The organism is Yinghuangia seranimata (assembly GCF_029953285.1).
GTDB lineage: Bacteria > Actinomycetota > Actinomycetes > Streptomycetales > Streptomycetaceae > Yinghuangia > Yinghuangia seranimata.
This window is the reverse complement of the sequence record NZ_JASAOI010000056.1, coordinates 49,378-62,703: the sequence shown is the minus strand read 5'-3', so window position 1 is coordinate 62,703 and position 13,326 is coordinate 49,378. Positions and strand designations below refer to the sequence as shown.

The 13,326-nt window shown below is 74.0% G+C and carries 13 protein-coding genes; 6 read left to right on the top strand and 7 right to left on the bottom strand.

Translation table 11 applies throughout. The features are described from left to right. Positions 1-14 precede the first annotated feature (14 nt). Positions 15-1,607, bottom strand: a complete 1,593-nt coding sequence (hutH, locus tag QI554_RS33140; RefSeq protein ID WP_281475411.1) for a histidine ammonia-lyase — start codon at positions 1,605-1,607, stop codon at positions 15-17. 216 nt (positions 1,608-1,823) lie between these two features. Here hutH and fdhD point away from each other — a divergent pair, with 216 nt between their 5' ends. Then, entirely contained in the window at positions 1,824-2,648 is an 825-nt protein-coding gene (gene fdhD, locus QI554_RS33135) for a formate dehydrogenase accessory sulfurtransferase FdhD (protein WP_281475409.1), read from the top strand. A 130-nt stretch (positions 2,649-2,778) separates the two neighbouring features. Here the strand turns inward: fdhD and QI554_RS43440 are convergent, their stop codons facing one another. Continuing rightward, positions 2,779-4,596 (bottom strand): sensor domain-containing diguanylate cyclase, encoded by a 1,818-nt coding sequence (locus tag QI554_RS43440; protein WP_343230836.1) that lies wholly within the window; start codon positions 4,594-4,596, stop codon positions 2,779-2,781. A 553-nt stretch (positions 4,597-5,149) separates the two neighbouring features. On the opposite strand from QI554_RS43440, the gene QI554_RS33125 reads away from it, so the two are divergent. Further along, on the top strand, positions 5,150-5,623 hold the full coding sequence (locus QI554_RS33125; RefSeq protein WP_281475407.1) for an SRPBCC family protein: 474 nt from the start codon (positions 5,150-5,152) through the stop codon (positions 5,621-5,623). 27 nt (positions 5,624-5,650) lie between these two features. On the opposite strand, the gene QI554_RS33120 is transcribed toward QI554_RS33125, so the two are convergent. From QI554_RS33120 to QI554_RS33100, 5 genes are all read right to left on the bottom strand, one after another. After that, positions 5,651-6,802 carry an adenylate/guanylate cyclase domain-containing protein gene (locus tag QI554_RS33120; RefSeq protein WP_281475404.1) on the bottom strand — a complete coding sequence of 384 codons (1,152 nt, stop codon included), beginning with the start codon at positions 6,800-6,802 and terminating at the stop codon, positions 5,651-5,653. 62 nt (positions 6,803-6,864) lie between these two features. Continuing rightward, positions 6,865-7,470, bottom strand: coding sequence for a PH domain-containing protein (locus QI554_RS33115; protein ID WP_281475402.1), 606 nt, complete (start codon positions 7,468-7,470; stop codon positions 6,865-6,867). Positions 7,471-7,903: 433 nt separating this feature from the next. After that, positions 7,904-8,101 (bottom strand): hypothetical protein, encoded by a 198-nt coding sequence (locus tag QI554_RS33110; protein ID WP_281475401.1) that lies wholly within the window; start codon positions 8,099-8,101, stop codon positions 7,904-7,906. A gap of 756 nt (positions 8,102-8,857) precedes the next feature. Further along, positions 8,858-9,481 carry a class I SAM-dependent methyltransferase gene (locus QI554_RS33105; protein WP_281475400.1) on the bottom strand — a complete coding sequence of 208 codons (624 nt, stop codon included), beginning with the start codon at positions 9,479-9,481 and terminating at the stop codon, positions 8,858-8,860. Between the two features lie 46 nt (positions 9,482-9,527). After that, a complete protein-coding gene (locus tag QI554_RS33100; RefSeq protein ID WP_281475398.1) occupies positions 9,528-10,415 on the bottom strand; it encodes a biotin--[acetyl-CoA-carboxylase] ligase in 888 nt (295 codons plus the stop codon). Positions 10,416-10,523: 108 nt separating this feature from the next. On the opposite strand from QI554_RS33100, the gene QI554_RS33095 reads away from it, so the two are divergent. From QI554_RS33095 to QI554_RS33085, 4 genes are all read left to right on the top strand, one after another. Further along, positions 10,524-12,110, top strand: coding sequence for an acyl-CoA carboxylase subunit beta (locus QI554_RS33095; protein ID WP_281475396.1), 1,587 nt, complete (start codon positions 10,524-10,526; stop codon positions 12,108-12,110). A 139-nt stretch (positions 12,111-12,249) separates the two neighbouring features. Continuing rightward, entirely contained in the window at positions 12,250-12,447 is a 198-nt protein-coding gene (locus tag QI554_RS33090) for an acyl-CoA carboxylase subunit epsilon (RefSeq protein ID WP_281475394.1), read from the top strand. A gap of 94 nt (positions 12,448-12,541) precedes the next feature. Next, positions 12,542-12,661, top strand: coding sequence for a morphogenic membrane protein MmpB (mmpB, locus tag QI554_RS43635; protein ID WP_425528092.1), 120 nt, complete (start codon positions 12,542-12,544; stop codon positions 12,659-12,661). A 44-nt stretch (positions 12,662-12,705) separates the two neighbouring features. Next, positions 12,706-13,314 (top strand): nucleoside triphosphate pyrophosphatase, encoded by a 609-nt coding sequence (locus QI554_RS33085; protein ID WP_281475392.1) that lies wholly within the window; start codon positions 12,706-12,708, stop codon positions 13,312-13,314. Positions 13,315-13,326 lie beyond the last annotated feature (12 nt).

Below are 13,326 nucleotides of genomic sequence, written 5' to 3'. Positions count from 1 at the left end.
CGGATGCCGCGCGGTCAGGCCAGCGGGCCGGCGACCGAGGCCGCGGCCCGGACCAGCGCGCCCGAGCGTACAAACTCCTCCGCGGCGGCCAGCTCCGGGGACAGGAACCGGTCGGCGTCGGGGCCCGGCACACCGGCGGCGCGCAGCGCCTCGATGACCGCGGCGGTCGCCGGCGCCGGCGCCAGGTCGCCGGACTGGGTGCGCATGTCGGTGGCGCGCGCGGCGGCGACCAGCTCGACGGCGAGGATCCGCGCAAGGTTGTCGACCGCGGTGCGCAGCTTGCGGGCCGCGCTCCAGCCCATCGACACGTGGTCCTCCTGCATCGCGGAGGACGGGATCGAGTCGACGGACGCGGGCACCGCGAGCCGCTTGCACTCGGACACCAGCGCGGCCTGCGTGTACTGGGCGATCATCAGGCCCGAGTCGACGCCCGGGTCGTCCGCGAGGAACGCGGGCAGGCCGTGCGAGCGGGCCGGGTCGAGCAGCCGGTCGGTGCGGCGCTCGGCGATCGAGCCGAGGTCGGCGACCGCGACGGCGAGGAAGTCCAGCACGTACGCGACCGGCGCGCCGTGGAAGTTGCCGTTGGACTCGATGCGGCCGTCGTCGAGGATGACCGGGTTGTCGACCGCCGAGGCCAGCTCCCGCTCGGCGACCAGCGCGGCGTGCGCGAGGGTGTCGCGGCCCGCGCCCGCCACCTGCGGCGCGCAGCGCACCGAGTAGGCGTCCTGGACGCGCGGCTTCTGGTCCTGGTGGTGCCCGGTCATGCCGGAGCCCGCCAGCACGCGCTTCATGTTGTCGGCGCTCGCCGCCTGGCCCGGGTGCGGGCGGATGGCGTGCAGCGCCGGGTCGAGGACGCGGTCGGTGCCGAGCAGCGCCTCCAGCGTCATCGCGGCGGTGACGTCGGCGGCGGTGAACAGCGCCGACAGGTCGGCGATGGCCATGAGCAGCATGCCGAGCATTCCGTCGGTGCCGTTGATGAGGGCCAGGCCCTCCTTCTCGCGCAGCTCGACGGGCGTCAGGCCGTGCGCGTCGAGGAGCTCCGCGGCGGGGCGCACCACGCCGTCGGGGCCCTCGGCCTCGCCCTCGCCGGTCAGCACGAGCGCGCAGTGCGACAGCGGCGCGAGGTCGCCGGAGCAGCCGAGCGAGCCGTACTCGTGGACGACCGGGGTGATGCCGGCGTTGAGCAGCCCGGCCATCGCCTGCGCGACCTCGGGGCGCACGCCGGTGCGGCCGGACGCGAGGGTCTTCAGGCGCAGCAGCATCAGGGCGCGCACGACCTCGGTCTCCACGCGCGGGCCCATGCCGGCCGCGTGCGAGCGCACGAGCGAGTGCTGCAGGCGGGTGCGCAGTTCGGCGCTGATGTGCCGGGTGGCGAGCGCGCCGAAGCCTGTGGACACGCCGTAGACCGGGCGCGGGGACGCGGCCAGGTCGTCGACGACGGCACGGCTGGCGGCCATCGCCTTGACGGCGCGCGGGGACAGGTCGACGTGGGCCGCGCCGCGCGCGACGGCGAGGACGTCGGCCGGGGTCAGGCCGGCCTCGGCGACGGTGACCGAAGCGGGGGTGGCGCCGGTCTCGTGCGACGGGTTGTGCAGATCCTTATTCACCCGCACATTATGTGCATAGCTGACGACATTATGGGGGCCCGGGCGGCCGCCGATCCGTGCCCGAGGGCGGAAACCGCTCGCCGCGCTGGAACACTGGACGGGGACGAGGCACGACCGGGGCACCGGACGCGCCACGAAACCGCAGACCGCCGAATCGACCGCTGACCGCTGACCGCTGACCGCACACAACCGCAAGAACCACGAAGGGGCCGCACCGTGGGCCGGGTGACCAGCCGCCACAAGATCCTGCGCCTGGACGGCGACGCGACCGCGCGCCGCACCGACACGCTGACCGCGGAGGAACCCCTCGAGATCCGCGTCGGCGGCCGCACCCTCACGGTCACCATGCGCACCCCCGGCGACGACTTCGACCTCGTCGCCGGGTTCCTCGTGTCCGAGGGCGTCGTCGGCGAGGCCCGCGACCTCGCGGGGATGCGCTACTGCGCCGGGGCCGACGAGGACGGCCGCAACACGTACAACGTCGTCGACGCCGTCCTCGGCGCGCACGTCCCGCCGCTCGACCCCGGGCTGCAGCGCGGCGTGTGGACCTCCAGCGCGTGCGGCATCTGCGGGACGGCCGGCATCGAGGGGCTGCGGCGCATGGCCCGGCACGACGTCGCCGCCGACCCGCTGCGCGTCGCCCCGCACGTGCTGTACGCCCTGCCCGACCGCCTCCGCGCCGCCCAACGCGTCTTCGACAGCACCGGCGGCCTGCACGCGGCCGGGCTGTTCACCGCCGACGGCGAACCGGTGTGCGTGCGCGAGGACGTCGGCCGGCACAACGCCGTCGACAAGGTCGTGGGCTGGGCGCTGCGCGACGGCCGCCTGCCGTTGCGCGGACTGCTGCTCGCGGTCAGCGGGCGCGCGTCGTTCGAGCTGACGCAGAAGGCCGCGATGGCTGGGATCCCGCTGCTCGCGGCCGTGTCGGCACCGTCGTCGCTCGCCGTCGAACTCGCGGAGGACGCCGGGGTGACGCTCGTCGGCTTCCTGCGCGGACAGGGCGCGAACGTCTACAGCCGCACCGACCGGGTCGTTGTATAACGGCGGACGAACATGGGCCTAGTGGTGGTCGATGCACCCCCTGCGGCCACAACGGGCGGCCGGGGGGCTGAAGTGCCGCGGGTCGCCTGATCGGGTGGGCCCGCGGGGACTTCGGGCGGCGGGCCCGCGGTTACTCCGGCAGCGACGCCCCGCCCGTCAGGGCCACCGCGACCAGCGCGCGCAGCACCGGGTCCAGGCCCGTCACCGGGAGGCTCATGTCGTCGGTGAACACCTCGACCAGCCATCCGCCCGCCGCGTTCGTGCCGCCCGCCACGACCATCGCCTTGTAGCCGCCGATCAGCAGCAGGTCCTCCTCCGCCGGGTCGTTGCCCGGGTCGCCGACCTGCTGCACGAAGCCGCCGCCGCGCACCGCCTCGGCCGAAGCCGGGTAGGCGGCCAGGTCGTACTCGGTCGTCGTCGCCTCGTAGCGGGCCCGCGCGGCACTCGGCGTGCCCGTCATGCGGTGGATCGAGTAGCGCACGGTGCGCAGCGCCCGGCCGTGCGGCGCGACGTACGAGATCCACCACGCGACACCGTCCAGCGCCCGCGCGAAGGTGTCCGCGACGATCTCCAGCCGGCCCAGCGTGTCCGCCCGGTGCACCCGCCCCGGCTCGCGCTCGTCCAGCGCCGCGAGGACCGCCGCCAGCAGCCGGCCCGGCTCGGCGTTGTGCAGCGCGCCGCGGAACCGCCGCCGGTCACGGTGCGGCATACCCGCCGCGCCCGGCTCGGGGCCCGGGCCCGTCTCGTCGCCCGCGAGCGACACCGTCAGGTCCGGCGGCTGGCCGCGCCCGGCCACCACCGGGTGGATCGCCCGGCTGCCCTTGGCCCGGTACTGCGCCGCGTCCGCCAGCCGGAACAGCCGGTCGGCGCTGGTCACCGGCCCGACCGGGTCGCCCGTCGAGGCCACGCCGCACGCCACGCCCTCGCCGTCGTGCATGCGCAGCGCGCGCCGGCACAGCTCCTCGGCGACCGCGACGACCTCGTCCGGGCTGAACCCCTCGGCCAGCACGCAGAACTCGTCGCCGCCGAGGCGCGCCGCCATCGAGCCCGGCAGCATCGCGCTGCACGCCGACAGCTGGTCCGCGAACCGCTCCAGCAGGCGGTCGCCGACGTCGTGCCCGCGCTCGTCGTTGAGCCGCTTGAGCCCGTTGACGTCGCACACGATCAGGCTGACCACGATGCCCTCGCGGTAGTGCCGGGCCATCGCCGCGTCCAGCCGCTGGTCGATCGCGCGGCGGTTCGCCAGCCCCGTGAGCGGATCGGTGAACGCCAGCTTCTCGATGCGCTGGTAGTGCTCGGCCTGCGCGAGGCCCGCCGAGATCTGCGCCGCCAGCACCGCGGCGAACTCGGCGTCCACGGCGTCGAAGCGCGGCTGCTCGGCGCGGCGCGCGAGGTACAGCTCGCCCCACACCCGGCCCTCGACCATGATCGGCGCGACCATGCAGCCGTGCCGGCCGCGGCGGCGCAGCGCCACCACGCGCTCGTGGTCGCTGTCGTGGTCGTCGACCGTGTTCGACCACGTGGTCGGCCACGTCGCCGGGTCGATGATCTCGGGGAAGTCGGTGACCGCGTACGTCTCCGCGTGCGGCAGCGCCTCCTCGCCCTCCGCGAGGTCGCCGTCGTTGACCAGCACCCGCAGGCGGCCCGAGTCGCGCTCCCACACCGAGATCGACGCGAGGGAGGCGTCCATGGCCAGCCGGGCCTGGCGCGCCGAGATGCCGACGACGTCCATCAGCGTGTGCGCGCTCGCCAGCGCCTTCGCGAGCTCCATCACCGCGTGCAGGCGCCGCGCGGCGTCCGGAGCGGTGGTGCCTGTGTCGGCGGCGGGCGCGGCCGAGGCGGGCGCGGGGCCGCCGGGGGCGGGCGGCGCGCCGGAGACGGTCAGCCGGTCACCGGGTTCGGGGCGGTCGTGCCCTTGCGGATCCGCGCGCGCTACGACTTTCCTCACCTCGCCTCCACAGGTCCGCGGGCACCGCCGCAGGCGTCGCCGACCGGGCGCCACAAGGCGCGCCCGCACGACGATCGCGGCTGCGGTATCACCCGCCTGATCCACTCAGAGTATGTCGCTATTTGCCGTATTCGCAGCAGAAAAAGGCAGCATCTGTCGACGATCCGTCACAGAGCGCTCGCTTGCTGTTGGTCATCCCCCTGCGGAACATCCCGGCGGTGCCATTCGGCCGCACGTCGGCCACACGGACACCTCGGGACCCTCCGTCCGCACCCTCCGCACCCTACTCCTCTGTACCGACCTGGCGACGCCGCGTGTCCGTACCGTCGCAGACCGACCCGACATCGAGCGGTCCTCCCGAACTGAACCCGAATAGCCGGAATCCATCCGGGGGGCGGGCGCCGTGTCGGCCGCGCGCCCCCACCGGACGCCTGGCGCGCGCCGCCCCCTCCCCCGCGCCGCCGCGACGGAGTACGGTCGCGAACACGAGCCGAGTCGGGGCGTTCAGCGCACGGCGGCCGAACCACGGCATCCGCCCCGGCAGGGAGGACCCGTGCCGACCCTCTCCGTCACGACCGTCATCGACCGGCCCGCCGCGCAGGTGTGGAGCATCGTCCGGGACTTCCGCGACCCGTCGGCCTGGTACCCGCTGCCGGTGGTCGACGGGGCCGGGGCCCGCGCGGCCGGTACCGCGACGGACGGGCCGCCGCCGCGCCTGCGCGTCGTCCGCACCCCCGCCGGCGAACTGCTCAGCGAACGCCTCGTCGAGCACGACGACACCGCCCGGCACTACACCTACGAGGTCCTCGGCCTCGACCGGCACCCGTGCGGGATCCGGCTCACCGGCGCCTGCGTCGCCACCCTGCACGTCGAGTCGATCATCGGCGGCACCATGGCCCGCGTGGAGTGGTCGGTGCGCTACGCCTGCCCCGAGGACAGCGCCGAACGCGCCCGCGACCAGGTCCGCCGCCTCGAACGCGACCTGTTCCGGCCCGCCCTGCGCGAACTTCGACGCAAGCTCAGCTGACCGGACCCGCTTGGCCTGATACCGGCCTCAGCCGACCGGGCCCGCCTGGTCCGGTATCGGCGTGCCCGCCTCGTCCTCGTCCTCGGGCGCCACCCCGTCGGGGCCGCGCACCGTGTGCCGCGCCACCGTCCACGGCTCCACCAGGCCCAGGCCACGCACCGGGCGCCGCCACATCGGCTGCAGGTCGAACGCCGGCTCCTCGCCCAGCGCCACCGCCAGCTCGCGGTCGATCACCACGGTGTTCTTCGGCGCCAGCGCGGTCAGCCGACTCGCCAGGTTCACCGTCGTGCCGAACACGTCGCCCATGCGGGACAGCACCTGGCCGTACGCGATACCGACCCGCAGCTCCGGCAGCACCGGCTCCGCCGCCATCGCCTCGACCAGCCGCAGGCCCAGCTCGACCGCGCTCTCCGGCTTGAACGCGACGAACAGCACCTCGTCGCCGAGCGTCTTCACCAGACGGCCGCCCATCGCCATGATGACGTCCGTCGCGGCGTCCTCGAACGTCTGGACGAGCCGCCCGAGTTCGGCCTCCGACAGGTTCCGCGACATACGGGTGAACCCGACCAGGTCCGCGAACCCGACGGCGAGGCGCTGCCCCACCGTGTTGTGGTCCGTCAGCGACTCCATCACCCGCGTCGTCGCCGCCGCCAAGTGCCGCCGCCAGGCGTACAGGACGAGGGGTTCCAGCTCCGGCATCACGTCGCCCGCGCCGCCGACGACCTGCTCGGAGCGCTCACCGGTCAGCTCGCCGCCGATGTACTCGAGCCACGCCTCGGTCTGCCACTCGGCGAACCGGGCCATCGTCTGGCCGACCGACCGCACGAACTGCGCCGCCACCGGCTCGGGCAGCAGGCCCGACCCGATCAGGTCCAGCAGGTGCCGCAGCGCCTCGACGTCCGCGTCGGTGAACGCGCGGGCCGGGCCGAAGTCGGCGAAACCAAGCGCCCGCCACAACCGGCGGGCCTCCTCCAACGGCACGCCGACCATGTGCGCGACCTGGCCCGACGTATAACGCCGGGGCGCGCCGAGGACGATCTCCTCCATGTCGGCGATCGAGTGCTGGACGGCCTCGGCGTCGTCGAGGTCGGGCAGCGCTATGTGATGGTCCTTCGAATCGCCGGCCGGGGTCCTCCGGCCGTCGATCCGGTGCCCATCCTGGGTCCGCTCGTCGGGCATGCGCTCCACCGTGGGTCCGGGTGTCTCGTCAGGCCCACCATACGTGTCCGGCGTCACACCGGTCAGCCCGCAGGGTCGCGCACAGGAGCACCAGGGGGCGCGCCGTCGTGCTCACCGCCCTCCGGGCCGGCGGTGAACGGGGCGGCGGCGGCCCCCCGGTCCGTGAGACGCCCCGCGTGCCACGCCTCGTCGCGCGCCAGATCGACCATCCGCAACAACCGCGCCTGCAACTCGGCGACCCGCGGCAGGCCCGGCAGCTCGACGGGCTCCCGCCCGTCCTCCAACACCACGACCAACGTCCCGCTGCCCAGCACCCGCTCGACCAGCGTGTCCTGAGCGAACGTCACATCCGCCACCCGGGTCAACGGCACCGCCCGCCCCTCCTGCCGCAACACCCCGGTCCGCACCACCAGCCGCCCCTCGACGACCATCTGCCGGTTCGTCAACCACCGCAGCCACGGCACCACCGACCACCGCGCTATCGCCGCCACCGCCAGCACCCCGACCGCGATCCGCGCCCAGTCCCGGCCCCCACCCCGCGGAGCCACCGCCGCCAAAAACGCCGCCGCCCCGACCACGACGAACAACACCCCGACCGGCCGAACCAACACCCGCCAGTGCTGGCGCAGTATCAGCTCCGCTTCAGGTGGCCCGCCCAATGCCGCCACGCCCAACCTCCGACCGCGCGCGCAAGTCCGACAGAGTGAATTGTCCGCCCCCCACCCCACCCCCGCCCGCCGCCACGCGGCACCCCCACCGAGATCCCGGCCCCCGACGCCCGACCGGCCACACCCCGCACGAGGAACGCAACGACCCGAGCACCACACCCGGCCAGGTCACGAACGCCCCCACGCACCCGAAGCGAGCGCGCTCCCGCGCGGGGGCGATAGAGGCGAAGAGGTACGCACGCTCGGCTCGCGAGCCCCGACGTACACGCGCCGCCCCAGCACACCCACCACCGCACCGCGCTCCGCCTGAGGGGGACCACGGTGAGGGCCGCCCGGCCAGGCCTGGGTGGCGCGCTCCGCGCGAAGGACCGGACCTGCGGATAGCGGGGCGTTCGGGTCGCGACCGCCGCCACGCACATGCAGCCGCAGCACATCAGCCCCACAGCGCCGCGAAGCGGGAGCACCCCGTGCAGGGGGCCGGACCGGCGGTGAGCCAGGCGTGGTGGCGCGCGAACCCCGTCGCGCAGGTGCGGCCACCGCACTCCGCCCTCGTGCCCATCCATCCCGCGCAGCGGGCGCGCTCCGCGGAGAGGGGCAGGCCGCGCGGGCGTCGGGTGTCCTGCTCGGACATGGCCGACGCTCCGCAAATCCGCAGAGAGGCTGGCACGCACATGCCGTCGCCCACTACGACGCCACGCCCCGCGCGACCGATCCAGCGGCCTCAGCAAGACGCCCCACGCGTCGCGCTCCGCGCGTGGGCCGGAAAGGCGAGGCCGGGCGCGACCGGGTCGAGAGCACCGCCGCGCACGTGCAGCCGCAGCGCACCGGCCACCCCTCCCGCGAGGTTGGTGTACCCCACGCAGGGGGCGAGGCGGGTGACTGTCGGTGTCCCGCTCGGACGTGGTCCCCTCCTCCGGCGGGAGGAGACCACGGAGGGGCAGGCGCGCTCAGGCCGCGAGTGCCGCCGCGCACGTGCGGTCGCAGCGCGACTGTCAGGCGCCCCCAACCACAGCCCCGCGCAGGACGAGACAGATACGGAAACCCGCCCCCGGGTCGCGAACCCCCACCGTGCACACGCAGCCGCAGCACCCCGGCCACCCACACCCACCGCCGTGCCGCGAAGTGGGAGCGCCCGCGCAAGGGGCCGGACCAGTGGGGAGCGAGGCACGGTTGGGTGGCGAACGCCGTCGCGGAGATGCGGCGCCGCCGCACCGCCCTCGCGCCTGTGGATAGGTAGGCATACACGTCGCGAATGCCGCCGCGCACGTGCGGTCGCAGTAGGCCGTCGCCCGCGATGGTGCCGCGAACCGCGCCGCGCGGGCGTCGGGGGCGGAGCGCGGTCCGGGCGACATCAGCTGGTTGGACGCGGCCGTGGGGCGGGGGTGGGTCAGGTGGCTACTGCGGTGCCCAGGGTCATGTAGCTCATGGGTTTGGGGGCGGACTCGTCGTAGAAGGTGGCGTTTCGGGTGAGGTGGAAGCCGGCGGTGGTGATCAACTCGGCCATCGGGCGGGTCAGGTGGCAGCCGCCGAGGACGGCCTTGTTTATGGGTTCCAGGCGGTGTTGCCAGCGGCGGATGTTGGGGTCGTGTTCCGAGGCGAGGCCGTGTTCGAGGAAATGCAGGGGGGCGCCCGGTTTCAGGACGCGGCGGAGTTCACGGAGGGCGGCGGTGGGGTCGGGGATGGTGCAGAGGGTCCAGGTGCTCAGGGCGGCGTCGAAGGTGGCGTCGGGGAAGGGGAGGGACTGGCCGTCGAGGCCCGCCCGGCGGATCGGGGTTCGGGAGGCGGCGACGCAGTCGGCGGCGAGGCGCCAGGCGAGGTCGGAGGGTTCGACGGCGGCCACACCGGTGACCTCCGGCGGGTAGAAGGGCACGTTGTGGCCGCTGCCGAAGCCGATCTCGACGATCTCGCCGGTGAGCCCCGCGCAGACCCGTTCGCGGAGCGGTCGGGCGGACTTCACTCCGCAGGCGAAGTCGAGCAGGCGGGGCAGCACGTTGTCGGCGTAGAAGCCCATGGCGACCTCCAGGCCCCTCTTCCAGGGTCGCACCGGGGGCCTCGCGTCACATTTGGACGTCGTCCGCCGGTCGGACGTGGATCACGTCGCCGGCGCCCACCGCTTCGGGGCCGTGCGTTCCCTCGACCACGACGCGGCCGTCGTTGTCGATGGCGGTCGCGGTTCCGATGAGGGTGCGGCCGGCCGGGAGTTCGACGCGGACGCGGCGGCCGAGGGTGGCGCAGGCCGCGGTGTAGGCCGAGTGCAGGCCACTGGACCGGGCGTCGCCGCCCGCCTCGCGCCACCGGGTGTACCAGGCCTCCAGGTCGCGCAGCAGGGCCCGGAGGAGGGGGTCGCGGTCGGTGGTGATCGAGTTCTCGAGGCCGAGCGACGTGGCGGTGGGGACCGGGAGTTCGTCGGCGGCGAGGGTCACGTTGAGCCCGATGCCGACGACCACGCCGTCGCCCGCGCGTTCGGCGAGGATGCCGGCCAGCTTGCGGTCGCCGATCAGCAGGTCGTTGGGCCATTTCAGGCGGACGTCCAGGCCCGCCACGCGGCTCGTCGACTCGGCCGCGGCCACGCCGACCAGCAGCGGCAGCCAGCCCCACTGGGCGACCGGGACCTCGGTCGGCCGCAGCAGCACGGACAGGAACAGCCCGGAGCGCGGCGGGGCCGTCCACGCCCGGTCGAGGCGCCCGCGGCCCGCCGACTGGTACTCGGCGACGCGGACCAGTCCCTCGGGTTCGGCGGCCCGCGCGGCGAGGTCGGCGTTGGTGGACCCGGTCTCGGCGACGACGTCGATCTCGCGCCAGAGCCCGCCGTGGCCGGTGAGCGCGTGGTCGAGTTCGCGGCCGCGCAGCGGGGGCCGTTCGAGGTCGGTCCACGGCGACCCGCCGGCCGGCGGGGTGCCGGTGGGCTCGTGGGGCGGCTGGGGCGGGTGGGAGGCTCCGGTCATGCCGACAGACTAGGGCGAATGGCGCCTTGGGCCGGGGCGGTGAGAACGTGTTTTGGGGCGCGGCTACGCTACGGTTCGCCGCTGTTCGACTTGACAGGAGCCCGCTCAATGGACCCGGTACAGGGCGATCCCGACATCCACACCACCGCCGGCAAGCTCGCCGACCTGACGCGCCGCATCGAAGAGGCCGTGCACGCGGGTTCGGCCCGCGCGGTCGAGAAGCAGCACGCCAAAGGCAAGATGACCGCGCGCGAGCGCATCGAGTACCTGCTCGACGAGGGCTCGTTCGTCGAGCTCGACGAGTTCGCCCGGCACCGGTCGACGAACTTCGGGCTGGAGAAGAACCGCCCGTACGGCGACGGCGTCGTCACCGGCTACGGCACGGTCGAGGGCCGCCAGGTGTGCGTGTTCTCGCAGGACGTCACGATCTTCGGCGGTTCGCTCGGCGAGGTCTACGGCGAGAAGATCGTCAAGGTCCTCGACCTGGCGATCAAGACCGGCTGCCCGATCATCGGCATCAACGAGGGCGGCGGCGCGCGCATCCAGGAGGGTGTCGTCTCGCTCGGCCTGTACGGCGAGATCTTCCGCCGCAACGTGATCGCGTCGGGTGTCATCCCGCAGATCTCGCTGATCATGGGCGCCGCGGCCGGCGGCCACGTGTACTCGCCCGCGCTGACCGACTTCATCGTGATGGTCGACCAGACGTCGCAGATGTTCATCACCGGCCCCGACGTCATCAAGACGGTCACCGGCGAGGACGTCTCGATGGAGGACCTCGGCGGCGCGCGCACCCACAACACGAAGTCCGGCAACGCCCACTACATGGGCGGCGACGAGAAGGACGCCCTCGACTACGTCAAGGGGCTGCTCTCGTACCTGCCGAGCAACAACCTCGAAGAGGCGCCGGCCTACCCGGAGACCGCCGACCTCGAGACGAGCGACTGGGACCGCGAGCTCGACACGCTGATCCCGGACTCGGCGAACCAGCCGTACGACATGCACAAGGTCATCGAGCACATCGTCGACGACGCCGAGTTCCAGGAAGTGCAGCCGCTGTTCGCGCCGAACATCGTCGTGGGCTTCGGCCGCGTCGAGGGCCACAGCGTCGGCATCGTCGCGAACCAGCCGATGCAGTTCGCCGGCACGCTGGACATCGACGCGTCGGAGAAGGCCGCGCGCTTCGTGCGCACCTGCGACGCGTTCAACATCCCGGTGCTCACGCTGGTCGACGTGCCGGGCTTCCTGCCGGGCACCGACCAGGAGTGGACGGGCATCATCCGCCGCGGCGCGAAGCTGATCTACGCGTACGCCGAGGCGACGGTGCCGCTGGTCACGATCATCACCCGCAAGGCGTACGGCGGCGCGTACGACGTCATGGGCTCCAAGCACCTGGGCGCCGACGTCAACCTGGCGTGGCCGACCGCGCAGATCGCGGTCATGGGCGCGCAGGGCGCGGCGAACATCGTGTACCGCAAGGAGCTCGCCGCCTCGGAGGACCCGGACGCCCGCCGCGCGGAGCTGATCCAGGAGTACGAGGACACGCTCTGCAACCCGTATATCGCCGCCGAACGCGGGTACGTGGACGCGGTCATCATGCCGTCGTCGACGCGCGCGCACGTGGTGAAGGCGCTGCGGGCGCTGCGCGGCAAGCGCGAGACGCTGCCGCCGAAGAAGCACGGCAACATCCCGCTGTAATCCTCGCTGTCGTCCGCGGTCATCCGCGGCCGAAGCCGCACCGCACGGCTTCGGGTCCGGTCGTCCTCCTCGGGGGCGCGGCCGGGCCCGGGCCGCGGTGTCCCGCAGACCGCAGCGCACCTGGGACCTGGGAGCCTTCATGATCAGGATCGTCCGGGGTGAGCCCACCCCCGAGGAGCTCGCCGCGATCGTCACCGTCATAGCCGCGAAGGCCGCGGGCGGCGGCGCCGAGGCACCGGCCGCCGCGCCGTCCGAGTGGAACGCGCCGGCCCGCCGGATACGCCGGCCGCTGCGCCCCGGAGCGGGCGCGTGGCGGGCCAGCGGCTGGGCCCGCTGAGCAGCACGCACACCTGCGGCACCAGGGGCACCGGGGGCTAATTGAGTACCGGTACTCAAGAAGGTGACGCACCGCCGAGCGGACGATGTACGGCATGCGCCGTATCCGTGAAGAGCCGCCGGAGGAACTACGACGCGCCGCGGCCCATCTGCGGCGCGTCGTGATGCTTCTGCCGGTGTTCGTCGTGCTCGTCCTGGCGCTGCTGGCGCTGTGAGCCCGACCGACGTCCGGGCCGAGAACTCGGCTACGTTGGTCGGCATGTCCGAGCGTGCCGCCTCCCGCCCCGTCGTCCTCGCGTCCGCCTCGCCGGCCCGGCTCGGGCTGTTGCGCGCCGCGGGGCTCGACCCCAAGGTCCGCGTCAGCGGCGTGGACGAGGACGCCCTCACCGCCGCCACCCCGGGCGAGCTCGCACTCGTGCTGGCCGAGGCCAAGGCCCGGACCGTCGCCGCGCTGTGCGGCGGCGGGGAGCTGGTCATCGGCTGCGACTCCGTCCTCGAACTCGACGGCCAGGCGCTCGGCAAGCCCGCCTCGCCCGAGGAGGCCACCGCGCGCTGGCGTGCGATGCGGGGCCGGTCGGGCGTGCTGCGGACCGGGCACTGCGTCGTCGACACGGCGACCGGGCGCGAGGCGTCCGCGACCGCGTCGACGACGGTGCGGTTCGGGAACCCGACGGACGCCGAGGTCGCCGCATACGTGGCGAGCGGCGAACCGCTGCACGTCGCGGGCGCCTTCACCCTCGACGGCCGCTCCGCACCGTTCGTCGACGGCATCGACGGCGACCCGGGCAACGTGATCGGCCTGTCGCTGCCGCTGCTGCGCCGCCTGCTGGCCGACCTGGGCGTCGCAATCACCGACCTGTGGGTCTGACCCTCCGGAAGC

Coding starts and splice junctions, on each gene's coding strand:
- QI554_RS33120 (WP_281475404.1), bottom strand. CDS start 6,802: ATGCCCGACGAGCGGACCCAGGATGGGCACCGGATCGACGGCCGGAGG.
- QI554_RS33110 (WP_281475401.1), bottom strand. CDS start 8,101: ATGTCCGAGCAGGACACCCGACGCCCGCGCGGCCTGCCCCTCTCCGCG.
- QI554_RS33105 (WP_281475400.1), bottom strand. CDS start 9,481: ATGGGCTTCTACGCCGACAACGTGCTGCCCCGCCTGCTCGACTTCGCC.
- QI554_RS33100 (WP_281475398.1), bottom strand. CDS start 10,415: ATGACCGGAGCCTCCCACCCGCCCCAGCCGCCCCACGAGCCCACCGGC.
- QI554_RS33095 (WP_281475396.1), top strand. CDS start 10,524: ATGGACCCGGTACAGGGCGATCCCGACATCCACACCACCGCCGGCAAG.
- QI554_RS33090 (WP_281475394.1), top strand. CDS start 12,250: ATGATCAGGATCGTCCGGGGTGAGCCCACCCCCGAGGAGCTCGCCGCG.
- mmpB (WP_425528092.1), top strand. CDS start 12,542: ATGCGCCGTATCCGTGAAGAGCCGCCGGAGGAACTACGACGCGCCGCG.
- QI554_RS33085 (WP_281475392.1), top strand. CDS start 12,706: ATGTCCGAGCGTGCCGCCTCCCGCCCCGTCGTCCTCGCGTCCGCCTCG.